Consider the following 26,713-nt stretch of genomic DNA (forward strand, 5'->3'; position numbering starts at 1 on the left):
ACGCCCGATTGGTGAAGACTAATAAGTAGTAGGGATGGAGAAAATCCCTACTGCTTAAAGTTCCACTTTATCCCGCGTAAACGGGCAGTAAGCTATCTGGGAGATAAACTGCCCGTAAACGCCCGATTGGTGAAGACTAATAAGTAGTAGGGATGGAGAAAATCCCTACTGCTTAAAGTTCCACTTTATCCCGCGTAAACGGGCAGTAAGCTATCTAAAAGATAAACTGCCCGTAAACGCCCGATTGGTGAAGACTAATAAGTAGTAGGAATGGAGAAAATCCCTACTGCTTAAAGTTTCACTTTATCCCGCGTTAACGGGCAGTAAGCTATCTAAAAGATAAACTGCCCGTAAACGCCCGATTGGTGAAGACTAATAAGTAGTAGGGATGGAGAAAATCCCCACTACTTAAAGTTTCACTTTATTCCGCGTAAACGGGCAGTAAGTAATCTGGGAGATAAATTGCCCGTAAACGCCCGATTGGTGAAGACTAATAAGCAGTGGGGATGAAGAAAATCCCCACTGCTTAAAGTTTATCCGGGCGGTAATTGATCTGTATCGAAAGGGAAGAAGTAAGGTGTAAGATAAACATCCGAGAGATTACTATAATCATCCCTACAACTTTATTCGTTCTTATTTCCAGCAGTGAGATGAGTGTCTTTAGACAAATCGTTCATTCTGTCATAAAAAGATTTCATTTTACTATAGTTAATAAGAATACGCTTTCAACTTCTTTCAGTGGGTGGCCAAACATCCGCAGGAGCATAATTGATATATAGCATAATTCAGAAGGGTATGATTATGACAGAAATCGCCCTATGAATTAATATAATCATGAAAGTGTGTTATGAATGTACAAACCTTACAGGGGAGGATTAAAGATGAAAAAAATTATGAATCAACCTGAAACACTCGTTATGGAAATGTGCAATGGGATGGTTATGGCTCATCCGGAACTTGAGTTGTTAAAAAAATATAAAGTAATTAAGAAAAAAGAAATGAATGAAAATAAGGTAACTTTAATTAGCGGTGGCGGTAGTGGACATGAACCAGCACATGCGGGATTAGTAGGAAAAGGAATGCTGGATGCTGCCGTATGTGGTGATGTCTTTGCTTCTCCTTCACAAATACAGGTATATCAAGCAATTAAAGCAACAGCTAGCAAAAAAGGTACACTGCTCATTATTAAAAATTACAGCGGAGATATTATGAACTTTAAAAATGGTGCTCACTTAGCTACTGAGGATGGCATTCAAGTAGAGTACGTCCGCGTAGATGATGATATTGCAGTAGAGGATAGTCTTTATACTGTGGGACGCCGCGGCGTTGCGGGAGTTGTGTTAGTGCATAAAATCGCTGGTGCGGCAGCAGAAGAAGGAATGGATTTACTGCAGGTTAAAGCTGTAGCGGAAAAAGCAGCGGCAAATGTTCGAACAATTGGTCTAGCACTAACTTCCTGCACGGTTCCAGCCAGTGGATCACCGACTTTCAAATTGGATGAAGATGAGATGGAGTATGGTGTCGGTATTCATGGAGAACCAGGAAGAAAACGCGAAAAAATGATGACTGCAGATGAATTAGCCTTCCGTATGACAAATGATCTTATGAAAGATTTAGAACTAGATGAAGATGCTGAAATTGCTGTCCTAGTAAATGGTTTTGGTGGTACACCGCTTCAAGAACTGTATCTGTTTAACAATGCGGTGACTAGAGAGTTGAGTAAAAGTAATATACGAATCAATAGAACGTTTGTCGGCAATTACATGACAAGTATTGATATGGCAGGGATTTCTCTAACGGTAATGAAACTAGATAATGAACTGAAAACATTACTATCGAAAGAATGTAATACACCTGCATTTAAGGTAGAGGGACCAGTTGATAGTGTAGAATATGTAGATATTAATGACCACGTAGAAAAGAAACAAGTTTTCTTTGAGACAGAAACAGTGGAAGAATACGGTATCATCAACGGTGAGGTAATCACATTAAATAATATAATTTATCTTGTAGATAAAATGAGCGAGATTATTATTAAGAACGAAGTACCTTTCTGCGAATTAGATACACATGCAGGTGATGGCGATTTCGGAATGAGCGTTGCTAAAGGATTTAAGCAATTAAAACGAGAGTGGAGCTCAATTTTAGGTCATGAACATTTAAATATTGGGACATTTCTTGGTGCGTGTTCTATGGTAATTATGGAGCATTGCGGAGGCGCTTCTGGCCCCATTTGGGGAGGGGCTTTCCGAGCTGCGGGTAAAGCTGTAGAAGGAAAAATGGAATTAACGGTCGGAGAGTTTGCTGAAATGTTACAAGCTGCGCTTAAAGGCATACAGTCTATCGGTGAGCGCTCTTTCGGAAGAGGGGCAGAGGTAGGCGATAAAACGCTTGTAGATGCGCTTGTACCTTGTGTAAATGTTTGGACAGAAAGTGCTGCGGCTGGTGCGGATGTTAAAACTGCCTTTGGAAAAGGGGCAGAGGCTGCTGTTAAAGGAGCAGAATATACAAAAGAAATCGTTGCACGAATGGGGCGCGCTGGTACAGTTGGTGAAAGAAGCCTAGGTTATCCGGATGCTGGTGCTTATGCGTTAGGGGTTATTTTTACGGAGCTTTCTCGTAGTTTAAAATAGCTGGGGTTTGAATTGTTCAATAATGGGTAGGATGTAAACAAAGTCTTGTGCTTTTCAGTACTTTCCATTAGAATAAATGCAATACTTGTAAAGACAATGATGAGGAATAGTAAATTTGTGGTTCTTTTTAGAGAGCTAGCGGTTGGTGGGAGCTAGTAAGAAAGCAAATTGAACTCGCCTTCTGAGTCTGCCCGCGTGAGATAGCGCGTGCCGTTCCTTCCGCGTTAAGGAAGCAAGAGCCGAGTGTAATCACTAATGTGGGTGGTACCGCGGGAGATACGAATTCTCTCGTCCCTTTCTGACAAAGAAAGGGGCGAGTTTTTTTATTTTTTAAATATTTTGTCAATTCTTTAAGTGAAAAGTATGACGCATTCAAAGGAGGAAAAATAATGAGTTTTAATCATCAACAAATTGAAAAAAAGTGGCAGCAATATTGGGCTGATAACAAAACTTTCAAAACTGAAAATGAAACTGAAAAACCAAAATTTTATGCATTAGATATGTTCCCGTACCCATCTGGTGCAGGTCTTCACGTAGGACATCCAGAGGGCTATACAGCAACAGATATCCTTTCACGCTTCAAGCGCATGCAAGGCTATAACGTCCTACATCCAATGGGCTGGGACGCATTCGGTTTACCAGCAGAACAATATGCACTTGATACAGGAAATGACCCAGCAGAATTCACAGCGAAAAATATTGCGACATTCAAGCGTCAAATCCAAGAGCTAGGCTTTAGCTATGATTGGGATCGTGAAATTAACACAACAGATCCAGACTATTATAAATGGACACAATGGATCTTTATCCAACTTTATAAAAAAGGCTTAGCTTATGTAGATGAAGTAGCTGTAAACTGGTGCCCTGCACTAGGAACAGTACTTGCAAACGAAGAAGTTATTGATGGAAAATCAGAGCGTGGTGGTCACCCTGTAGAACGTCGTCCGATGAAGCAATGGATGCTTAAAATTACTGCCTATGCTGATCGTTTAATCGACGACTTAGAGGAAGTTGATTGGCCAGAGTCTATTAAAGATATGCAGCGTAACTGGATTGGTCGTTCAGAAGGTGCAGAAGTAACATTTGATATCGATGGAACAGATGAAAACTTCACAGTATTTACAACTCGTCCTGATACATTATTTGGTGCTACATACTGTGTTCTTGCACCTGAGCATCAATTGGTGGAGCAAATTACAACTGCTGAACAACGTCAAGCTGTTGAAGCTTATTTAGATAAAGTAAAAATGAAATCTGATCTAGAGCGTACAGATCTAGCGAAAGAAAAAACAGGCGTATTCACAGGTGCCTATGCAGTGAATCCAATTAACGGTAAGAAAATGCCGATTTGGATTGCAGACTACGTATTAGTATCATATGGTACTGGTGCAATCATGGCGGTTCCAGCACATGATGAGCGTGACTATGAATTTGCAACAGAATTTGGTTTAGAAATTATCCCTGTTCTTGAAGGTGGAGACATTAGTAAAGAAGCATTTACAGGAGATGGTAAGCACATTAACTCTGACTTCCTTGATGGCTTAAACAAAGAAGACGGTATTGCTAAAGCAATTAAATGGCTTGAGGAAAAAGGCGTAGGAGAGAAGAAAATCTCGTACCGTCTTCGCGATTGGTTATTCTCTCGTCAGCGTTACTGGGGTGAGCCAATCCCTATGATTCATTGGGAAGATGGTACAACGACACCAGTACCGGAATCAGAATTACCATTAATGCTACCAAAAACAGATAATATTCGTCCTTCAGGCACTGGTGAATCGCCATTAGCGAATATTTCTGAGTGGGTAAATGTTGTTGATCCTGAAACTGGCAAAAAAGGTCGTCGCGAAACGAACACAATGCCACAGTGGGCAGGTTCTAGCTGGTACTTCATACGTTATATTGACCCAACAAATAAAGAAGCAATTGCAGACCCTGAGTTACTGAAACGCTGGTTACCAGTTGATATTTATATCGGTGGAGCAGAGCATGCGGTATTACACTTACTATACGCTCGCTTCTGGCACAAAGTATTATACGATTTAGGTGTTGTACACACGAAAGAGCCATTCCATAAATTATTTAACCAAGGGATGATTCTTGGTGAAGGTAATGAAAAAATGTCTAAATCAAAAGGTAATGTCGTTAACCCTGATGAAATCATTTCTTCGCATGGTGCGGATACTTTACGTCTATATGAAATGTTTATGGGTCCACTTGAAGCATCTGTTGCATGGTCAACAAATGGCTTAGACGGGGCACGTCGCTTCTTAGATCGAATTTGGCGTCTATTTGTCAATGAAGAAGATGGTACAATCGCGGCGAAAATTCTAGCTTCTGATGACAAAACTCTTGAAAAATCATATCATCAAACTGTGAAAAAAGTGACAGAGGATTACGAAGGTATTCGCTTCAATACGGCTATTTCACAAATGATGGTATTCATCAATGATTGCTACAAAGCGGATGTTATTCCAACAGCTTACGCTGAAGGCTTTGTGAAGATGCTAGCTCCAATGGTTCCACACGTTGCTGAAGAGTTATGGCAGATATTAGGTCATGGCGAAACACTTTCATACGCGCAATGGCCAACATATGACGAGTCTAAACTTGTTGATGATGAAGTGGAAGTCGCAGTTCAAGTTGCCGGTAAAGTACGTGCAAAAATCATCGTAGCGAAAGATGCTTCAAAAGAGGAAATCGAAAAAGTAGCACTTGCAGATGAAAAAGTACAAGAATACATGGCAGGCAAAAACTTAGTAAAAATTATTGTCATTCCAGGCAAGCTTGTTAATATCGTAGTTAAATAAATGAAGGAAACAACTAACTACATGCTTGTATAAAAGTTAAGATTACCTGCTACAGCACTGGGGAGTCTTAACCGAAGCATTTTTAATGGTTGGATCATTTCATTAATAATAAGATAAAGGCAGAATCAAATTTTGATTCTGTCTTTTTTTACATTTTATCGATCTTAATAAGTCGGAATAGTGGGGGGGGAGAGAATTTGACTACTATTTATATTGTTAAACATGGGGAAACGAACGGAATGAGCTTGGGAAATGGCAAGGGAAAATACAGGTATTCATCACCCCGAATATTAGCCATTTTTAACGACAATAAGAAACCTGAGCCCGAAACTGTAAATGGGCTCAGGCTTTTTAATTATTTGAATTGACTACTCTCTACATTTTCGGCCTGAAGCATGAATTGATAGATGCAAGAAATTATAAAGCTAACAGCTAATCCATATAACACGTTGAAGAATAAACTAACTATAACTCCTGTTATGATAGAGATCAAAATAACAAGCCAGCTATGTTTATGGATACTTCTATTCGTAAATAAAAGTATAATCGTAAAAGGCAACATGGAAATGTGAAGAAAGGCAAATGTATAAATAACTCCTAATATAGTTAAATCTATGGATATAAATAAGGAAAACAACATAACGATTAAAGCTATTAAATAATAATAATAACGTCTTCTAGTGGTGAAAAATCGTTTTGTTGCACGCATTTCTACAAGTAAGGTTGTCGCAATTGCCAGTAATATGATGACAAGAAAAGCAAACATAAGAAAACCTGGTTGCACCTCATATAAAAATGTAAGGATTAAAATTTGAAATTGCCCATAAGCCCCGCTGTATAAAGCAATCATTAATATCGCAGTAAAAGACAATGATAATAATGCAAAAATAACGCCTGATGAGAATAAGCTACGGCGTACTTTTTTAGGTTTGATAAAGGCTATTAGATACCAAGTTGATTTATCAAATAGCACTCGTCCTAAAACGGCTAATTGAATAATGATATAGAATAGGAGGATTTCGCTATTTTTAAAGTAAAATAAATAAGGATGATATAACCGAATTCCTTCATATACTTGGCTTGCACCGTTTAGAACAAAATAATAAATAGGGATAAAGATTAGTAACGAAAAAAGGGCAATGATAAATAAAATTTCTAACCATAGTATCCCCTTCACGGACATTAATCGATCAAGAAGTAACATAGCTATCAAAAATAGTAGAATTGTAATTGGCACCGGTATATTTAACATAATTTCTGATAAAACGCTAATACTTATAATCTGAATAAGCCAAAGTTCAATGCCTGTAAAGAGATAGAATAAGTGAATAACTCTTAAATTCATGCCACTTAATTTTTGCTGCATGGTAAAGATTAAAAAGCTTTGTTTGTGCTGGCTTCGCGTGTAGTCACTCTTATTTAAAAAAGATCCAAGAATAATAAACGAAATGGCCGTTGCTAATGTATAACAAATGCCCGCCATAAAGCCATACGAAATAAGTGCAGATGGAGAGGATAACAATAAATTTCCATCAATCCATCTGGTTAAAATAGTAATGACGCCTGCTGCTGTGCTTAAACTTGCAAATGGTACTAACGTTGAAAATTTTCTTAACATAGGATCAATTGCCTTTACTCATCTTTGATAATTTATACTGACGTGGTGACTGATTGTACTTTTTCTTAAAAGCTACACTAAAATAGTGTTGGCTATTAAATCCACAGCTCTCGGCAATAGCAGACATGCTTGCGTCCAGATTTTCATTCATTTTCTTGATGGCCATCTCTAAGCGGAAATTATTAATATATTCATTGATACCAATGGACTGCTCTTCTAAAAATTTGCGACTTAAATAGCTAGGGTTCAAATGTATCTTTTCAGCGATGATATTTAAACTAAGTTTTTCATGATAGTTTTCATGAATATAGGAAAGTGCACTTTGAATAGCATCATGGTTAGAACTCCACACTTTGTATTTCTCTACAATATCATTTAACTCACTAGCAATGACAGGCTTTGTAAGATAATCTTTAACTCCGATACGTAATGCTTGTTGGGCATATTCGAAGGTTTGATAAGCTGTCACCATAATAATGTCTAATTCATAAAGTTCTTTTAGTTCTTTGCCTAATGTGATTCCATCTTTCCCAGGCATTTGAATATCCAAAAAGGAGATAGTCATACGATGCTTTTTAGCTAATTGAAGAGCTTGTGAGGCATCCTGAGCAGTATGAAAAGTCCAATTAGGAAAATGTGGCTTTAATAAATAAATCATTTGCTCAAGCTCTAAAGGCTCATCGTCTGCGATTAATATATTCATGGTGAGATTCTCCTTTCACAATCAAATTATCTTCATTCAGCAAATGTAGTGAAACCTCAGTTGCAAAAAGCCGCCGCCTCAGTAGAAGTGTTTGATTCCTTTCAATGGGTGAGGGAAACATCTAATTCTATTGAATGAAGATAAAGCCTCAGACGGATGTCACAGATTTTCAAAGGAATGAATTGTGCGTGTGCAATTAAAATCCAGACTCAATGACGCAAAGGCAAAATTGATGAAAAGCCTATGCGGGAACATGGATCGTAACCGTGTAAAACTGTTCATTATTTTGAATTGAGAATAAAATATTTTCGAATCCATAAATTAGCTCGAGTCGTTTTCTAATATTTTCAAGACCATAGCCTTGTTGTAAATCATCTTCTACTGGCTTAGTGTCAGCTTCTATTTTTGTAAATGGCTGTGTGTTTTTGATTTCAATCAATAAAAACTTGTCCATCTTTTTGATATAAATAGATAGTTCTGCAGGTCCTATATGTTTCTCAAAGCCATGTTTAAAGGCATTTTCAATAATTGTCTGTAGGATAAACGGAGGTATTTGTACCGAAAGAGCTGTATCATCAACAAACTTGTGAATTGTCAAACGATGCCCAAAGCGTAGTTGTTGGATGTTTAAATAGCTCTCAACAAACTGTACCTCGTTCTTTAACGCAATTAAGACATCATGATTATTGTATTTAAATTTAAAAAATACTGCTAAAGCTTCGATGCCCGCAACCAAGTCTTCTTTACGATTGATACGCGCTAAGCTTAGCAAAGAATTCAATGCATTAAAAAAGAAATGTGGCTGTATTTGCTGATTTAACTGGAGAATATTAGCTTTTTGTAAATCCTGCTCAAGCTCTAAATTTCTTTTTTCCTCTTCTAAGCTATCTATTTGTTTTTCGAAAATAAAGATAAAAGTAAGCAGAAAAGCTCCAATAATTGGAGCGGTTACACAAAGGAGAATATATATGTTGAATGTTTCTAGTTGTAACATAATGACCTCTCCAGTTTTTTAATAAGTGTAAGTTACATTAAACTAAATTTTCTGCAAAATGGCAAGCTACTTTATGTGTGGCACTTATTTCTCGTAACGTAGGAACTTCTGCTTTACATTTATCTGTTGCGAATGGGCAACGAGTATGAAAGCTACACCCAGTAGGAGGATTAAGAGGAGAAGGTAGGTCACCTTTCAAAATAATTCGTTCCTTGCGGTGCTGCTTATCAATGACTGGGATAGATGAAAATAGTGCCTTTGTATAAGGATGATGCGGTTGTGTGAAAAGTGAATGCTTGTCAGCGATTTCAACAACTTTTCCAAGATACATAACCATTATACGGTCTGAAATATGTCGCACAACACTTAAATCATGAGAGATAAATAAAAATGTTAAATCTAAATCTCTTTGTAGTTGTTTCAGTAAATTTAAAATCTGTGCTTGAATGGAAACGTCTAAAGCTGAAACTGATTCATCACAAATAATAATTTTTGGATTGACAGCTAGGGCCCTCGCGATACCGATACGCTGACGCTGTCCACCAGAAAATTCATGTGGATAACGTTCTAAATATTCGGGACGTAACCCAACAAGGGACATTAACTCAAGCATACGAGCTTCTTGGTGTTCTGGTGGTACTATTTTTTGAATAGACATAGCCTCTGTCAACATTTTACGAATTGTTCTTCGTGGGTTAAGAGATGCATAAGGATCTTGGAAAATAATTTGTATGTCCTTACGCGCAGCTCGAAGTTCTTTTTTGTTCATCTTCACTAAATTTTTGCCAAATAATAAAACTTCCCCTGATGTAGGTTCATCTAATCTTAAGATAGAACGTCCAGTCGTTGATTTCCCACAGCCGGATTCACCAACGATGCTAAGTGTTTCTCCAGGCATAATTTCAAAGGAAACATCGTCCACTGCTTTAACGACCTGCTGTGAACCAAAGAGCTTTTCTTTTTTTAAGAAAAAATGCTGTTTTAAATTATTTACTTGTAATAAGGGTTGTGTTTTTTGCTCTGTTGTCATACTGTCATCTCCTTCAAAAGTGTTTCACCTTGCCACTCTTTACTGTACATCCAGCATCTTACCTTTTTCTCAGGTTCTACAGTGAGAAGTTCGGGCTGCTGTTCGCGACATAAATCTGTTGCAAATGGACAGCGTTCTGCATAACGACAGCCAATCGGATAATTATATGGACTCGGAACAGTTCCATGAATAGTTGCTAGCTCTTCTTGATCTTCATATAGCTTTGGTAATGATTGAATTAAACCATTAGTATAGGGGTGTAGAGGTTTTTCAAAAAGACTATTTGTTGATCCTTCTTCTACAACCTGACCCGCATACATGACGGCGATTTTATCACATATTTCTGCCACTACACCAAGGTCATGGGTAATGAAAATTATACTCATCCCTAATTGCTTTTGTAGGTTTTGGATAATATCAATAATTTGAGCTTGTATCGTTACATCTAGAGCGGTTGTCGGTTCGTCAGCGATTAACACATCTGGTGTACAGGCTAATGCCATTGCAATCATGATGCGTTGACGCATGCCTCCGCTTAATTGATAAGGCTCTTGTTTCGCTCTTTTCTCAGGAGCAGGGATTCCAACAAGGCGAATCATATCGACAGCTTTTTGCCATGCTTCTTTTCGTGATAAACCTTGATGCAAACGAATGGATTCTGCAATTTGCTCTCCAACCGAAAGGACAGGATTTAAGCTTGTCATAGGTTCTTGAAAAATCATCGATATTTTATTGCCCCGTATTTTGCGTAGTTCTTCGTCTGATAACTTTAGTATATCTGTATTATTTAATAGAATTTCTCCATTGATGATTTTACCAGGAGGTGATGGTACTAAACGAAGTAATGACAGGGAAGTCATTGATTTCCCGCAACCAGATTCTCCGACAATGCCTAGCGTTTCTCCTTTTTGAAGCGTAAAGGAAACGCCGTCCACGGCTTTGGCAACTCCTTCGCTTGAATAAAAATATGTTTGTAAATTTTTTACTTCCAACACAGCTTCTTGTTTCATCGGTTCTTCCCCCTAATTTAAATCCATGCGCTTATTAAAGAATCGGTACAAAATATCCACAAAGAGATTAATGAAAACGAATATTAATGAAGCAACTAGAACGCCACCTTGTACGACAGGTATATCACGTGTACGAATAGCATCTACAATCATTCGCCCTAATCCATTTACTGCAAATACCGACTCTACTAATACTGTTCCGCCAAGTAAACTACCAAACTGTAACCCTACAACTGTAATGACTGGAATCAAGGCATTGCGTAATGCGTGCTTTAGAATGATAACGTAGCCTTTTAAGCCCTTCGCTTTGGCGGTTCTAATATAATCTTGGTTCACAACTTCCAACATACTGGAGCGTGTCATGCGAGCTACAATGGCGGCACCACCTGCACCAAGTGTGATAGCAGGAAGAATAATATGTTTGGCACTGTCCCATCCCGCCACAGGAAGCCAATGTAACTGAACTGAAAAAACATACATTAATAAAATGCCAAGCCAAAAACTCGGTAGGGAGATTCCTAATAATGCAACAATCATTAATCCAACATCCATAAATGAATAGGGACGAATTGCTGAGATGATGCCGGCAATAAGTCCTAGCACGATTGTGATTAAAATACTATAAAAGGCTAGCTCAATTGTGATTGGTAAACGTGCAGTAATTTCTTCAAATACGGGTTGGTGATTTTTTAAAGAATTCCCCATATCGCCTTGTAGAAGATCTTTAATATAATCTGTGTATTGAACAGCTAAAGGTTTATTTAGCCCTAAATTTTCTCGTAATTCATTAACGGTTTCTTGAGAAGCTCCTTCACCTGCTAGAATAACTGCCGGGTCACCAGGAATCATCTGCATAATTAGGAAAACAACAAGCGTTACACCAAGCGTCACTGGAATAATTTGAGCAAGTCGTTTTAAAATAAATAAAGTCATATGTCTTCTCTCCTTTAATTTTTCATTCTTGGGTCTAGAGCATCGCGTAAACCATCTCCAAATAGGTTAAATCCTAGTACAAGAATAGAGATCATAATACCAGGGAATAGCGCCATGTAAGGAGCGGTAAAAAGGAAATCTCGACCATTTGAAAGCATCGCACCCCATTCAGGAGAGGGGGGCTGTGCACCTAGGCCTAAGAATGATAGACCAGCTGCAGATAAAATAGCAGTAGCTAAACGCATAGATGCTTGTACAATAATCGGTGATAAGATGTTCGGGAAAATATGCTTGATTAGTATGGTCATATCATTTGCCCCGAGCGTTTTAACTGCATCGATATATTCCAATCTTTTTACTTCCATTGTCGACCCACGTACGATACGTGCAAACATTGGTATTGAGAAAAATCCAACAGCAATTGTTACATTAATAAGACTTGGTCCTAATGCGCTGACAATCGCTAAGGCCAGTAAAATACCCGGAAAGGCAAGCATGATATCTAACACTCGACTAATGATTGAATCAACCCATTTTCCGTAGTAACCTGCGATCAGACCTAAAAGTGTTCCAATTGTTCCGCCAAACAAAACGGCTGAAATACCAACACCGATAGATAAGCGTGATCCATATAAAATTCGACTTAAAATATCTCGCCCTTTGTCATCGGTACCCATTAGGTGATCAAAACTTGGTGCTTGTAATTTTTGACTTAACTGTACATCGTATGGGTCGTAGGGAGCTAAAATTGGACCAATAAGAAACATCAATATATATAGAAGAATGATGATGCCTCCCGCGACAGCTGCTTTATTTTTTTTGATTTTGTTTAGGAAATTGACAAGATTCTTCTTTCTAGATGCCTTGCGTGCATTCACTAAAACAGAATGATCGATAGTTGTAGTTACTTTCTCCATACCGAATCTCCTTTTCTATTTGATGTGATTTCAATTTAGTGAAAAGCGTAAAGAATGTAAATATTTTAAGGGTAATTAGTCAGAAGATTTAAAAAACATGTAAAGATTTTAAAAAACAAGTGAATTTTATTTCTTTATAATTCGAAATGTAAGAATCAAATCATACACGAAGAAAAAAGGAGGGAATTGTTATGAAGAAAATGAAGTTGTTTTTATTCATGTCACTTATTACTGTTCTAGTTTTGCAGGCATGCTCAACAGCAAACAATAAGAGTGCAGAAGGTTCTAAAGAGGGATCGAAAAGTGTAGGAGGAGAGTTGGTGATTTTAAGGGCATCAGATGCTACAAGCCTTGATCCGCATTTTATTACAGATATTCCTTCAGCGAATATTGTACATGACAAAGTATATGAAACACTTGTTGCTTTTGACCGAGATCGAAAAATTGTTCCTTTATTGGCTAAATCATGGGAACAGAAGGACGAATTGACTTGGACATTTACATTAAGTGAAGGCATTAAGTTCCATGATGGAGCAGATTTCAATGCAGAGGCTGTAAAAGCTACATTCGGTCGAATTTTAGACCCTGCCACTGGATCACCACAACGTGATAAATTATCAATGATTAAAGAAGTAGTGGTAGACAGTGAGAATGTTGTGACATTGAAATTAAAAGAGCCTTACGCACCGCTTCTATCAATTTTAGCAAGTCAAGAAGGAAGTATGATAAGTCCGAAAGCAATCGCTGAATCGGCAGATCAATTAGCAACACATCCAGTAGGTACAGGTCCATTTGTATTTGAATCTTGGAAAACTGGACAAGAGATTACATTAAATGCAAATAAAGATTATTGGGGTAGCGTACCTAAAGTTGATAAAGTAACGTTTAAAGTTGTACCAGAAGATTCTACTCGTTTAGCAATGATTGAAAGTGGTGAAGCCCATATTGCTGAACAAGTGCCAGTAACAGAAATCAGTCGCATTGAAAATTCATCATCTATGAACCTATTCCGTGCAGATGGTCTGGCGGTGGAATTTATCGGTTTCAATGTGAAAGACTCACTTTTATCAAATGTGAAAGTACGTCAGGCAATTAGTAATGCAGTTGACCGCGAAGCTATTATTAGCGGTATTTATGATAATGTAGGTACACTTGCAAATTCTGCAATGAGCCCAAAAGTTATTGGCTATTCAAGTGAAACAAAGCCGTATGACTATGATGTTGTGAAAGCAAAAGAATTATTAAAAGAAGCTGGCGTTAAAGAAGGAACAAAAATAAAATTACTTACTAGTGACCGTAAAGAGCGTATTAATATGGCAGAGGTTATTCAATCTCAATTAAAAGGTATTGGTCTAGATGTTGAGATTCAAGTAATGGAGTACGGTGCATTTATTTCTGAAATCACAAAACAGCAACATCAGCTATTTATCAGTGGCTGGGGTAACGCTACTGGAGATGCTGACTATAACCAATATAATCTATTCCACTCTGCTTCTATGGGACCTCCAGGGAACCATTTCTATTATGAAAATCCAGAAGTAGACAAGCTAATTGAACAAGGACGTTCTGAATCAAATCAAGAAAAACGTAATGAAATCTACAAGAAAGCAATGAAAATGGAATTAGATGACGCTGTATATATTCCAGTTCGTAACTATGAGCATTTAGCAGTCTACAGCAATGCTGTTAAAGGTTTCTGGTTAGATGCATCGAATTACACAATGATCAATGGTGTTGAAATTGTAGAATAATCAAATTTGGTTTATTAATCTTTAAACAAAATACTGATTAGGAGAGGAAACTATGAGCAAACTACTTCTGAAAAATGTGAGATTAGAAGAAGCTTTTGAGCATGAAGAGCAGCACATCGTCGCAACTCGTACAGCTATTTATGATGTCCTAATTGAAGATGGTCATGTTAAACAGGTGGAAAAGAATATAGTTGTTGGCGGGGATGTAGCGGTATTGGATGCTCAAAAGCAATTATTAGTACCTTCATTCCGAGAAATGCATATTCATATCGATAAAACTTATTTTGGTGGAGAGTGGCAGGCTCCGCGTCCAATTACAAAAGGGATTTTAACGCGTATTGAGGAAGAAATGACACTTCTACCAAAACAATTGCCAACAGCTGCATATCGTGCTGAAGAAATGGTGAAGTGGCTTATTGCACAGGGGCATACACATATTCGTTCACATTGTAATGTTGACCCGCAAATTGGTACGAAACACATCGAAATAACGAAGCAAGTTTTAGAAAAATATCAAGATCAAATCACATATGATATTGTTGCCTTTCCACAGCATGGCTTATTACGTTCGAATGTTGAAGAACTTATTCGTGAGGCGATGACAATGGGAGCAACGCTTGTTGGGGGTGTTGATCCCTCCATTGTAGATCGAAATATTGAAAAATCACTGCAAACAACGATGGGTATTGCACGAGATTTTAATGCTGGTATTGATATTCATATTCATACAGCCAACACATTAGGGGAATTTGAGTTTTATAAACTAATTGATTTAACAAAACAGGCTAATAAAGAAGGACAAGTTACAATCAGTCATGCGATGGCACTTGCTGATTTAGAAAAGTCCAGATTAGAAGATTTAGTACAAGCAATGGCGGCCGTACAATTGGATGTAACAACAACAGTACCGACTGACTTTAATCGTCCTACTATCCCTATCCCTTATCTCTATGAAAAAGGTGTAAAGGTGTCTGTAGGGCATGATAGTTTAACGGATCATTGGTCGCCGTATGGCACAGGTAATACGATTACAAAGTTAAATGTGATGGCAGGGAGATTCCGATTTATTGATGAATACTCATTAAGTCGTACTTGGAAATATGCATCGGGTGGAATAACACCTTTAAATGATGCTGGTGAACGTGTGTGGCCAAAGGTTGGCGATGCAGCTAATATGCTTTTAGTTGATGGTGTTAGTACAGCACACGTTGTAGCAAGAAGATGCCCAATTTCTACTGTTATTTCAAAAGGTAAGATTATTCACCAGCAGGAAATAGGAGAGTTGAAAGGAGAATTCAGATGAAGCAGTGGCTTACAAATGTTCTACTTGAAACAGGAGAATATCTAAAAGAGAATGAGACAGTTGGAACAAAGGTTGAACTTTTTCATCTAGAAATTACGGATGGATTCATTTCGCAAATCGTACCAGCAACGCAAGCAATTGATTCTCCTAACGAAGTTACAGATATGAAAGGGAAGCTTCTCTTACCTGCATTTAAAGAAATGCATAATCATTTAGATAAAACATACTTATCTTTACCGTGGAAAGCATGTATTCCTGTGAAAGATTTAAAGGAACGTCTAACGCGAGAAGCACAAGAGTTATCGGTTCTTGCCACAACGTGTAAACAAAGAGCATCAGCAATGATTGAGCAAATTGTCAAGAACGGAGCTAATCATATTCGGACACATGTCAATATCGATCCTTATATCGGGTTGAAAAATTTAGAGGGAGTGCTAGAGGCTTTAGATGACTATAAAGACATCGTAACAGCTGAGGTCATTGCTTTTCCACAACATGGATTGCTTAGAGACAATGTTCCTTCGCTCTTGCGTGAGGCATTACGTAACGGAGCTACGATGATTGGCGGGCTTGATCCAGCGGGAATTGATAATTCGATTGAACGTTCTCTTGATGTTACAATGGACATCGCACAAGAGTTTAATGTCGATGTTGATATTCACTTACATGATGGTGGCCATGTCGGCTACTATACAATTGATAAATGGATCGATATGGTTGAAGAGTCAAAATATCAGGGTAGAACAGCCATCAGCCACGCATTTGCACTTGGTGATGTATCAGTTATGGAGCAACATAAAATTGCAGATCGACTAGCACAACAACAAGTGAAAATTATGTCAACGGTGCCTTTCGATATGAGAAGATTAATACCACCAATTGATTTATTAACGGAACATGGTGTAGATGTCCACTTTGGTTTTGATGGCTTTTATGATTCTTGGAGTCCAAATGGTTCTGGAGATATTTTAGAAAAAGTAACTACTTTTGCAGATATATCTAGAAAATTAGACGAACGCTCTATACGTCAAACACTAAAATACATTACAAATGGTATTACACCATTGGATGCGGAGGGTCAAAAGGTTTGGCCAAACGTGAAAGACGAGGCAAGCTTTGTGTTCTTTGATGCGGTATCAAGTGCCGAAGTAATAGCACGTAGACCTTTAGATCGAATCGTGATGTCTAGAGGGAAATTTGTTAAATAATCACATGTAGGAACAAGCTAGCCGTTCTCACAATCAAATTATACCCCCTTATACAATTATATATATAAGTAAAATCCGCTTACATTTCTGTAGCTAACAGTTTGCTTTTGTGCAGAATTTTGAACGTAGGGCTACGGAAAGTGAAGCGGATTTTTACCGTTGAAAGGTGCGACAATGAAACAACTAACTACATATATGATTTTATTTAGCTGTGTATTTTTTTGGGCAAGTAACTTTATCATCGGTTCCATCCTAATTAATTATTGGGCACCAATTTCCATAGCTATTTTCAGACTTATAGTGATTGTCCTTTTTTTAGGATGTATGAATTGGCAGGCTATCGTCCGTGCAACATTTACTCGCTATGATAGTATATTATTGATTATTGCCGGAATTCTTGGTGTTGCTATTAATCACTATAGCTTTTATGCAAGTCTTCAGCATACATCTCCAATTACAGCCGCTCTTATTTTAGCCTGTGCTCCGATTGTTACGTCATTACTCAATAAACTGATCTATAAAGAACATCGAAACAGCATCTTTTGGATTGGTACTATTATTTCGTTCATAGGTGTCTCACTTATTATTACAAAAGGAGCGTTAATAGGAATTGCGATTGGCAAAGGTGAGATGCTAAGCCTAATGACAATGCTAAGTTTTGCTTTGTTCCTTATTATTATCAATCATCTTAGCCAAAGAATCTCCGCTGAAGCAATTACCTTTTATACAAATTTAACTGGATTAATTGTCTTGATACCATTTGGTTCTACTATATTGTCTTCAAAGAACATGCAAGTGGAATTACCATACTGGCTACTTCTAATTATCTCAGCCATTGTTATTAATGGGATTAATAATTTAATTTGGAATAAGAAAATGAAAGAGGTTGGCTCAACAAATGCATCACTATTATTAAATTTTGAACCAGCTATCGCGATGATATTAAGTGCTATCGTATTAAATCAATATCCTACTATCATCCAAATTTATGGCTCATTTTTGATTGTTTTGGGGATCATGCTTTGTGTTTATTATAAAGAAATTAAAGTTCTATTTTCCGCTAAAAGGAAAATGATTTAAAAAGAGATGCTCAATTCATGCTTGAGCATCTCTTTTGGTTATTATTAAGCTAATTTTGAACTGTTTTGTGTAATGCATAATTTAAAAAGTATTTATAATAGGAAGAAAAATGGTAATAAAAACGATGCCCTCCCCCATAGTTGCTAAGTAACGTACTCTCCGAAGCACTCCAATACAACGAAGCTCGTCCTAGGCTAATGACTATTGTACCCATATTCAAGATAGTTTGTTGTAATACAATACCAGTTTAAAAGTACTGTTTACATTTGTGCGCTATAACAAAATTAGTGGTATGACGGAATAGTAACAATCGACTTAAGTTGAAACGTACAGAAAAAATATATATTTGAATAATAAAAAATTAAAGGAAATAATTATTCAGTGTGAAATATACAAAATAAGCGTTGGATTTATTTTGATAAAAATCCAATGAAAATCAAAAATGTGATTTGATATCATTTGTTTCGTTTCGAGTTATGTGGGAAAAATTTGTTTGTTTTAGTTTTAATATTCTCTTTTATTCTAAAAAATTCTACGTTGCGATGGTTAGATTATGGTTTTTTGAAGCGAGGGAGAAAGGGTTATTAGAAATGGAAAAGTGAAATAAAGGAAGATTAAATGTGAAAATATGCACAAATTTAATTATATTGAAATAATATTCGATCGAGAAGAAAGTAGAGTAGAAAAATAATATTAGCTAAAAAATGTTGTGATTTTTGTTTAATAAACGTCTATTTACTTAGAGACTGTAGGCTTTTCGTTATAAGAATACTAGGGTGAAAAATAAAATACTTTTTGGAGAAATAATATTTTTTAAAAAAACATCTTGCATTTGAATAATTCTAAGTGTTAAATTGTTTTCAGGGACGTTCATAAAACTTTCACAAGTAGCAAAAGAGGGGAGAAAAGAGAAATTATGAATAAAAATAGATGGTTAATTGCATTATCCGCAATCGCTATTCACCTTTCAATCGGTGGAGCATATGCATACAGTGTATACAAGCTACCGATCGTCACAGAAATGGGATGGAGTGAAACAAACGTAACGGTCGCCTTCACAATAATGATGGGGCTTGCTGGTTTTTCAGCAGCATTATTTGGTAACTTAGTAGAAAAAATGGGGCCACGTAAATCTGCAATGATAGCAGCTGTTCTATTTGGGGCAGGACAAGCTGGTGCAGGTGTAGCAATTTCAATGGATTCTGTAACATTGTACTGGTTAACATATGGTTTACTAAGTGGATTGGGTATGGGTATTGGTTATATTGCGCCTGTATCGACATTAGTAAAATGGTTCCCGGATCGCCGCGGTTTAGCAACAGGTATGGCTGTACTTGGATTTGGTTCAGGGGCACTTATTACAGCGCCAGTTGCAGCTAACTTAATGGAGGCTGTGGGTATTTCTACAACGTACTTTATTTTAGGGGCAAGTTATTTCACGTTAATGATTTTAGGGGCTTCATATATAGCACCGCCTAAACCTGGTTACATGCCAGCGAATATGAAGGCTGCTGCAAATAATGGTAAAGAAGTAGTGAAAAAAGATTTAGCTGTCATGTCAGCACGTGAAGCTGTAAAAACTAAGCATTTCTGGATGCTTTGGTCGATGCATTTAGTAAACGTAACAGCAGGTATTATGATGATTTCTGTTGCATCTCCAATGGCTCAAGAAATTGTAGGATTATCAGTTGCGGGAGCCGCAGCAATGGTAGGAATAATGGGATTATTTAATGGTGGTGGTCGTTTAATATGGGCTGCTGTGTCTGATTATATTGGTCGTTCAAACGTCTTTGTAATTTTCTTTATCGCACAGCTAGTTACATTTATCGTTTTACCGCACACAACAAACGTTATTATTTTCCAAGCACTTATTTTCTTAGTTGTTAGTTGCTATGGTGGAGGTTTCTCAAATCTACCTGCATTTGCAAGTGATTTATTCGGTACGAAACAACTTGGAGTTATTCATGGTTATTTATTAACGACTTGGTCATTAGGTGGTATTTTTGGACCGCTTTTAGTAAGCACAATTAAAAACGCTTATGGAAGTTATATTCCAGTATTCTATGTGTTTACAGGATTAATTGCAGCTTCATTAATTATTTCATTAACTTTACGTGCAGATGTACGTAAACGAACAGCATTAAAAGAAGCTTCTCAAGAGGTTGGAGACGTCTCCGCTACACAATAAATATTACTTTCAATTCGCACTTGAAAGTATAGGCCATATGAGTGTCATTTCGCACATGACGCTTATATGGTTATTTTTTGTAGCCGTTGTTATATAACACTCGATTAATCTCTGTTTAATGTATAACAGTTGATGTCTGATGTCAATATCATTACAGGAAATAAAGTGATTTCGCTACCAAAAGAGAAATTTTGTAACGGAAAGCAATTGAGGGAGTTCATTTTCAAGAGGGCGATCAGACTGTTGGGATAGAGGAGTCATCTAATAAAAAAAGTAAACAGTATTGATTGAATCTTTTTAAAAGTTGAAACGTATATAAATAAATAAGGAGGCAATGTGATATGGGGAAATTTTCTTTAAATGAATTTATCAATAAAACACAGCAAGACGACAACGAAAATGAGTATTTCGAGTTAGAAACTGAACGTGTATTAGAGGTCAACCTAAATGGCGAGGTTTGGTCGAAAATGGGCGCAATGATTTCTTATATAGGAGATATAAAATTTGAGCGTGAGCGTGTGCTGGAACATGGCCTCGGTAAAATGTTTAAAAAAGCATTAACAGGTGAAGGTACACAACTTATGAAAGCGAAAGGTAAGGGACGACTTTATTTGGCCGATCAAGGGAAAAAAATAACGGTCTTCGATTTAAAGGATGAAAGTATTTGTGTAAACGGCAATGATTTGCTTGCCTTTGAGCCAACTATTGATTGGGATATTCATTTAATGCGTAAAATGGCAGGAGTCATGTCAGGTGGTTTGTTTAATGTAACCTTACAAGGAAAAGGGAAGGTAGCCATTACAACTCATTTCGAACCGTTAACCTTGTTAGTGAAACCTGGTGAAACAGTCTATACTGATCCACATGCCACAGTAGCATGGTCAGGTAATTTGGCACCGGAGTTCAAAACAGATATTAGCTTCCGAACATTTATCGGCCGTGGTAGTGGAGAGTCCATTCAAATGGCGTTTTCAGGTGAAGGATTTGTTATCATTCAACCATTTGAGGAAGTATATATGTCTAAAGAAAGTTAAAAAAGCGTGTCCGTATTTTCAGGACACGCTTTTTATTATGATGAGAAATACTATAATCGCTGATAAGCCGTTAAATATCGCTGATAAAAGACTTAGAATCGCTGATAAGCCGTTAAATATCGCTGATAAAAGACTCGAAATCGCTGATAACTCCCGAAAAATCGCTGATAAAAGTCAGAGATGCCGAGTATATTACAGTGCTGCGTTCATCCCTGCAATGCGTCCAGTAACGAGTGCAGACGTTATATTATAGCCACCTGTGTAGCCATGAATATCAAGGATTTCTCCGCAGAAAAATAAACCATCCTTTTTCTTCGAAGCCATTGTCTTTGGTTCAATTTCTTTTACAGAGACGCCACCTCCCGTGACGAATGCTTTTTCAAGGGATTGCGTACCACTAACTGTCATTGTGAAATTGACGAGTAGTCTAGCTAAATTGCGAATTTTTTCCTGAGATAATTCAGTACCTGTCATTTGTACATCGATATCTGCGCGCCCACATAAAAATAGTAGCCAGCTTTCAGGTGCAATTCCTTTCCAAACATTTTTTACCGCTTTTTTAGGATCTTCTTTAACGAGTCTGTTTAAATATTGCAGGCACGTTTCTTCATTATAATCAACAAGAGTTTGAATACGCATTGTCACAGACTCATAACCTGTTTTCATTAATTCTTTCACGACAAATTGACTACAGCGTAAAACAGCAGGACCGCTTAAACCGAAATGAGTAAAGAGCATGTCCATTTGATGTGTTACTAGCACCTTGCCCTTTTTGTTTAAAACAGAGACAGCGACATCGCGTAACGCTAGCCCTTGTAGCTCACGGGCTTGAATAAAATCCTCTTTTGATAGTACGGGAACCTCGGTAGGGAAAAGTGTTGTAATTGTATGGCCAGCACGCTCTGCCCATGGATAACCATCTCCTGTTGAGCCTGTTTGTGGAACAGCTTTCCCGCCAACTGCAACGATTACTGATTCACTACGAATTTCTGTGCCATCTGTAAGACGTACCCCAAGAATTTTGTCCTCATCCATTAGCAGCTTATTTACGGGTGTGTTTAAGCGTACTTCAACATGTAGCCTCTGAAGCTGGCGAATAAGTGCATCTACTACATCTTGCGCGCGGTTAGATACAGGGAACATACGTCCATGATCCTCCTCTTTTAATGCCACGCCAAGCCCTTCGAAAAATGCGATAATATCTTCATTATTGTAAACTGTGAATGGACTGTAAAGAAAACGACCATTTCCAGGTATGTGCTTGACTATTTCTTCAATAGGCAAACGATTTGTGACATTACAGCGACCACCGCCTGAAATGGCCAATTTTTTGCCGAGCTTTGTCCCTTTTTCTAGTAATAATACTTTCTTTTTTCGCTCTCCAGCAGCGACAGCAGCCATTAGACCAGATGGGCCTCCACCGATAACGATAACATCGTACATATATTTAAACTCACTTTCTTTTCAAATTAGGAATCTTTCCTATTATACATGAAGTCTATATAGAGAGGCTTCTTTCACATTGAAAATATAACAAAAGTATTTTATAATGCTTTATCTGTATTGTCTGTATGAAATGAATGTCTTTTCATGCTATTATGGTAAAGGTTATGCACTAAATTATGAGGTGAAAAATAGAATGTGCGGATTTATAGGCTATATTAATGGAACAAATGTGATTGATCATCATCAAACGATCGAAAATATGATGAATACAATTATTCACCGTGGACCGGACAGCGGCGGGATTCACAGTGATGATACAGTAACGTTAGGATTCCGTCGATTAAGTATTATCGACTTATCAGACGTGGCAAATCAGCCGTTGTACAGTGCGGATGGTAACATCGTTCTCGTATTTAATGGAGAAATCTTTAACTTCCAAGAGCTACGTGCTGATTTGATTGAAAAAGGTCACAACTTTAAAACACACTCTGATAGTGAAGTTATTATTTATGGTTATGTTGAATACGGAGTAGAATTTGTCAAAAAGCTTCGCGGAATGTTCGCATTCTGTATTTGGGATAAAAAGAATGATTTACAATTCATCGCTCGTGATGGTTTTGGTATTAAGCCACTGTATTACACAGAAAACACAACAGATGGTACATTTATTTTCGGTTCAGAAATTAAATCATTTTTACCACACCCATCATTTATTAAAGAGTTAAATAAAGATGCGCTACGCCCTTATTTGACGTTCCAATATTCTTCAATGGACGAAACGTTCTTTAAAGGTGTGTACAAATTACAACCAGCACACTATATGCTTATTCAAAATGGTCAAAAGAAAATTGTGCAATATTGGGATAAAAAATTCCATGCAAAAGAAGCTCCAATTGAAAAATATGTAGAAGAAATTCGTACGACAGTAAAAGAATCAGTAGATGCGCATCAAATAAGTGATGTAAAGGTCGGTTCTTTCTTATCAGGTGGTATCGATTCAAGTTATATTACTTCATTATTACGCCCTGATAAATCCTTCTCTGTTGGTTTCTCTGACTACGAGGATATGTTTAATGAAACAAATTTAGCAAAAGATTTATCTGATACATTAAATATTCAAAATGAGCGTAAATATATTTCGGCAGATGAGTGTTTTGAAGCATTACCAAAAATTCAGTGGCATATGGACGAGCCACAATCAAACCCATCTTCTGTACCACTTTACTTCCTTTCTGAATTAGCATCGAAGGATGTAACAGTAGTACTTTCAGGAGAAGGTGCGGATGAAATTTTTGGTGGCTACTCATGGTACCAAAACTCTGGCAAAATGCAAAAGTATGAGAAAGTTCCATTTGGTATCCGTAAAGCGTTACGTGGTATTGCTGAGGCGTTACCTAAAAATCAATATACACACTTCCTTGTTAAAGGTGGTCAAACTGTAGAAGAACGCTTCATTGGGGAAGCGGTTGTATGGGACGAAGAAGATGCATTAAATGTCTTGAAACCAGACTATAAAAATGGTCCATCTGTAAAATCGATTACAAAACGTATTTACGATGAAGTTCCAGGTGATGATGATGTTACTAAAATGCAGTATCTTGATTTAAATCTTTGGATGCCAGGCGATATTTTATTAAAAGCAGATAAAATGAGTATGGCTCATTCTATTGAATTACGTGTACCATTTTTAGATAAAGAAGTGATGGAATTAGCGAAAAACATTCCATCAAAATATCGCGTAAACGACATTGATACGAAATATGTTCTTCGTCAAGCTGCACATCAGGAATTACCTGAAGAATGGGCAAAACGTCCAAAGCTTGGATTCCCAGTGCCAATTCGTCACTGGCTACGTGAAGAAAAGTATTACAAGATGGTAAAAGAAATGTTTACAACTGACTTTGCCAATGAATTCTTTGATACAAAACAATTAGTAGGCTATCTAGATGAGCACTATGAAGGAAAAGCAAATCGTGGACGTTATATTTGGACAGCCTATGTGTTCTTAGTATGGTATAAACAATTTTTCGTAGAGATGTAATAGAGAAGTAGCTTTAATCGGTGGGGGTTTTCTTAATCTCCACCGATTATTTTGAGCCTTCTACCTTCCATGGAGGGACGCAACTGCTATTTTTTATTGAGCTTCTCGAACTTTTTCATGTATTTATGCGTCTGTTTACCTATAAATATGTTAAGATTACAGTTGGTTTACGTATTTAATATTTTGCGATGTTATGCTTTCTAGTGTTTTGCTCAATTTTTTATTGGCGGTAGTATTAAGGTTTGAACAGTTAAAGTGCTCGAGTAGCAGAAAGAGCTACTCACAGAAGCAGGTTAAATCGATCTCTGTCTGTGCTGAAACAAGCATCTTTAACAGCAAATATTTTATAAGAGTTACGATAATGAAAATATTGATTTTACGATGAATGGATGGGTACGATGTCCAATTTAATGAAAGGTACTGCGATATTAACAATGGGAATGTTTTTATCGAAGGTGCTAGGATTAATTTATATTTTTCCTTTTTATGCGATTGTAGGTGAGGAGAATGTTGCTCTCTATCAATATGCATATATTCCCTATTCGATAATGCTAGCAATAGCCATCTCAGGTGCGCCAATTGCTGTATCCAAGTTTGTTTCTAAATATAATGCATTGGGTGATTACCAATCAGGGCGCAAGCTTATGAAATCTGGCATACTTATTATGATGTGTACTGGGTTAGCTGCGTTTATTGTTCTCTTTATATTAGCTACGCCAATAGCGGGGCTTGTTATTAAAAGTGATGAACAGGCATTTACGGTAGAGCAAATTGCTTCGGTTATTCGCTGGGTTAGTTTTGCGTTAATTGTCGTGCCATTTATGAGTCTCTGGCGAGGATTTTTCCAAGGCTATGACAAAATGGAGCCTACAGCGGTTTCTCAGTTAGTGGAGCAAATTGTTCGTATTGTAGTGTTATTGGGTGGTTCTTTCTTAGTTGTGGTAGTTTTCAAAGGGAAACCAGAAACAGCTGTTTCCTTTGCAGTATTTGCTGCCTTTATTGGGGCAATTGGTGGGTTGTTAGTACTTTACTATTATTGGAAGAAATATCAACCTGAATTTGATTTGCTGCGCAGTCAAAGTGTGACGTCTACTCAGCTACCAATGTCTAACATATATAAAGAGGTAATTACGTATTCGATTCCAATGGTATTTGTAGGCGTAGCCAATCCATTATTTCAATTAGTCGATATGCTAACATTTAATGGAGCTATGATATCTATAGGCTTAGCGGAAGTAACGGATAAGTATTTATCGATGATTAACTTTACAACACAAAAGGTTGTCATTATCCCAGTAATGTTAGCTACAGGTTTTTCGTCGGCACTTGTACCGACGATTACAAAATATTTTACGCAAGGTGAATATTTATCGCTACGACATGCAATGGATAAAACATATCAAATATTAATTTTTATTACATTGCCTGCGGTAGTTGGAATTTCATTGTTATCGAATGAAATTTACTATATGCTCTATACTGAAAGTGAGATGGGGGCTATGATTTTAGCCCATTATGCACCTGTTGCTATTTTATTTGCATTATTCCAAGTGACAGCAGCTCTTTTACAGGGCATTGACTTCCAAAAGTGGATTGTCTTAAGCTTATTAACTGGAATTTTCGTCAAGCTAGCGATTAACATTCCGTTAATTCGTTGGATGGAGGCAGATGGCGCACTTCTTGCTACAGCTATTGGCTATAGTGTTTCAATTATCATTAATATGCTCGTGCTACGAAAAACACTGAACTACAAATCAGAAATGGTTATTCGTCGTGTCATGCTCATTTCTCTTTTGACAGCGGCAATGGCGGTAAGTGTACTAATCGTTCATAAACTTTTAGTGTTATTAATGGGGCCAGTAAGTGGTAAATTCTCTGCATTAGTTTATTCTGTTATTTGTGCTGGAGTAGGTGTAGCAGTATATGGCTTTTTATCTTTACGCCTAGGCTTAGCACAAAAGCTTCTCGGTGAACGATTGACAAGAATTACAAACAAACTGGGGTTTAAATAGGAGGT

At 37.2% G+C, this 26,713-nt stretch carries 18 protein-coding genes and 1 other annotated feature; of the genes, 10 read left to right on the plus strand and 8 right to left on the minus strand.

The window, feature by feature from the left end:
- Positions 1-881 precede the first annotated feature (881 nt).
- Positions 882-2,633 (plus strand): dihydroxyacetone kinase subunit DhaK, encoded by a 1,752-nt coding sequence (gene dhaK / locus ACFVT8_RS00185; RefSeq protein WP_387082500.1) that lies wholly within the window; start codon positions 882-884, stop codon positions 2,631-2,633.
- Between the two features lie 87 nt (positions 2,634-2,720).
- Positions 2,721-2,932, plus strand: a binding site (T-box leader).
- Positions 2,933-3,022: 90 nt separating this feature from the next.
- On the plus strand, positions 3,023-5,440 hold the full coding sequence (leuS, locus tag ACFVT8_RS00190; RefSeq protein WP_387082499.1) for a leucine--tRNA ligase: 2,418 nt from the start codon (positions 3,023-3,025) through the stop codon (positions 5,438-5,440).
- A 355-nt stretch (positions 5,441-5,795) separates the two neighbouring features.
- Here leuS and ACFVT8_RS00195 read toward each other — a convergent pair whose 3' ends face one another.
- The 7 genes from ACFVT8_RS00195 to ACFVT8_RS00225 all read right to left on the minus strand — a co-directional run bounded on the left by ACFVT8_RS00195 (position 5,796) and on the right by ACFVT8_RS00225 (position 12,645).
- Positions 5,796-7,058 (minus strand): permease, encoded by a 1,263-nt coding sequence (locus ACFVT8_RS00195; protein ID WP_387082498.1) that lies wholly within the window; start codon positions 7,056-7,058, stop codon positions 5,796-5,798.
- Between the two features lie 4 nt (positions 7,059-7,062).
- Entirely contained in the window at positions 7,063-7,761 is a 699-nt protein-coding gene (locus tag ACFVT8_RS00200; protein WP_387082497.1) for a response regulator transcription factor, read from the minus strand.
- Between the two features lie 241 nt (positions 7,762-8,002).
- The gene (locus ACFVT8_RS00205; RefSeq protein ID WP_387082496.1) at positions 8,003-8,755 is read right to left on the minus strand and encodes a sensor histidine kinase; all 753 of its coding nucleotides are present in this window, start codon (positions 8,753-8,755) and stop codon (positions 8,003-8,005) included.
- 37 nt (positions 8,756-8,792) lie between these two features.
- The gene (locus ACFVT8_RS00210) at positions 8,793-9,785 is read right to left on the minus strand and encodes an ABC transporter ATP-binding protein (RefSeq protein ID WP_387082495.1); all 993 of its coding nucleotides are present in this window, start codon (positions 9,783-9,785) and stop codon (positions 8,793-8,795) included.
- Positions 9,782-10,795, minus strand: a complete 1,014-nt coding sequence (locus ACFVT8_RS00215; RefSeq protein ID WP_387082494.1) for an ABC transporter ATP-binding protein — start codon at positions 10,793-10,795, stop codon at positions 9,782-9,784. Before ACFVT8_RS00215 ends, ACFVT8_RS00210 begins: the two co-directional genes overlap by 4 nt.
- A 12-nt stretch (positions 10,796-10,807) precedes the next feature.
- Positions 10,808-11,728: a nickel ABC transporter permease gene (gene nikB / locus ACFVT8_RS00220; RefSeq protein ID WP_387082493.1), complete on the minus strand. Its 921-nt coding sequence runs from the start codon at positions 11,726-11,728 to the stop codon at positions 10,808-10,810.
- A 14-nt stretch (positions 11,729-11,742) separates the two neighbouring features.
- Complete coding sequence (locus ACFVT8_RS00225; protein ID WP_387082492.1) at positions 11,743-12,645, minus strand: ABC transporter permease; 903 nt, start codon at positions 12,643-12,645, stop codon at positions 11,743-11,745.
- Positions 12,646-12,836: 191 nt separating this feature from the next.
- Between ACFVT8_RS00225 and ACFVT8_RS00230 the strand changes: the two genes are divergently transcribed.
- The 6 genes from ACFVT8_RS00230 (at position 12,837) to ACFVT8_RS00255 (ending at position 21,209) form a co-directional block, all read left to right on the plus strand.
- Complete coding sequence (locus ACFVT8_RS00230; protein WP_387082491.1) at positions 12,837-14,396, plus strand: glutathione ABC transporter substrate-binding protein; 1,560 nt, start codon at positions 12,837-12,839, stop codon at positions 14,394-14,396.
- Positions 14,397-14,448: 52 nt separating this feature from the next.
- Positions 14,449-15,699 (plus strand): amidohydrolase family protein, encoded by a 1,251-nt coding sequence (locus tag ACFVT8_RS00235; protein WP_387082490.1) that lies wholly within the window; start codon positions 14,449-14,451, stop codon positions 15,697-15,699.
- Positions 15,696-16,907 (plus strand): amidohydrolase, encoded by a 1,212-nt coding sequence (locus ACFVT8_RS00240; protein ID WP_387082489.1) that lies wholly within the window; start codon positions 15,696-15,698, stop codon positions 16,905-16,907. Before ACFVT8_RS00235 ends, ACFVT8_RS00240 begins: the two co-directional genes overlap by 4 nt.
- Before the next feature lie 174 nt (positions 16,908-17,081).
- On the plus strand, positions 17,082-17,987 hold the full coding sequence (locus ACFVT8_RS00245; protein WP_387082488.1) for a DMT family transporter: 906 nt from the start codon (positions 17,082-17,084) through the stop codon (positions 17,985-17,987).
- A 916-nt stretch (positions 17,988-18,903) separates the two neighbouring features.
- On the plus strand, positions 18,904-20,175 hold the full coding sequence (locus tag ACFVT8_RS00250) for an L-lactate MFS transporter (RefSeq protein ID WP_387082487.1): 1,272 nt from the start codon (positions 18,904-18,906) through the stop codon (positions 20,173-20,175).
- A gap of 341 nt (positions 20,176-20,516) precedes the next feature.
- Positions 20,517-21,209 carry an AIM24 family protein gene (locus ACFVT8_RS00255; protein WP_387082486.1) on the plus strand — a complete coding sequence of 231 codons (693 nt, stop codon included), beginning with the start codon at positions 20,517-20,519 and terminating at the stop codon, positions 21,207-21,209.
- A gap of 192 nt (positions 21,210-21,401) precedes the next feature.
- Here the strand turns inward: ACFVT8_RS00255 and ACFVT8_RS00260 are convergent, their stop codons facing one another.
- Complete coding sequence (locus tag ACFVT8_RS00260; RefSeq protein WP_387082485.1) at positions 21,402-22,652, minus strand: BaiN/RdsA family NAD(P)/FAD-dependent oxidoreductase; 1,251 nt, start codon at positions 22,650-22,652, stop codon at positions 21,402-21,404.
- 196 nt (positions 22,653-22,848) lie between these two features.
- On the opposite strand from ACFVT8_RS00260, the gene asnB reads away from it, so the two are divergent.
- On the plus strand, positions 22,849-24,696 hold the full coding sequence (asnB, locus tag ACFVT8_RS00265; RefSeq protein WP_387082484.1) for an asparagine synthase (glutamine-hydrolyzing): 1,848 nt from the start codon (positions 22,849-22,851) through the stop codon (positions 24,694-24,696).
- Between the two features lie 398 nt (positions 24,697-25,094).
- The gene (locus ACFVT8_RS00270; RefSeq protein WP_387082483.1) at positions 25,095-26,708 is read left to right on the plus strand and encodes a putative polysaccharide biosynthesis protein; all 1,614 of its coding nucleotides are present in this window, start codon (positions 25,095-25,097) and stop codon (positions 26,706-26,708) included.
- Positions 26,709-26,713 lie beyond the last annotated feature (5 nt).

Origin of the sequence: Lysinibacillus sp. NPDC058147, assembly GCF_042884205.1 — a bacterium.
In the GTDB taxonomy this organism is placed as follows: domain Bacteria; phylum Bacillota; class Bacilli; order Bacillales_A; family Planococcaceae; genus Lysinibacillus.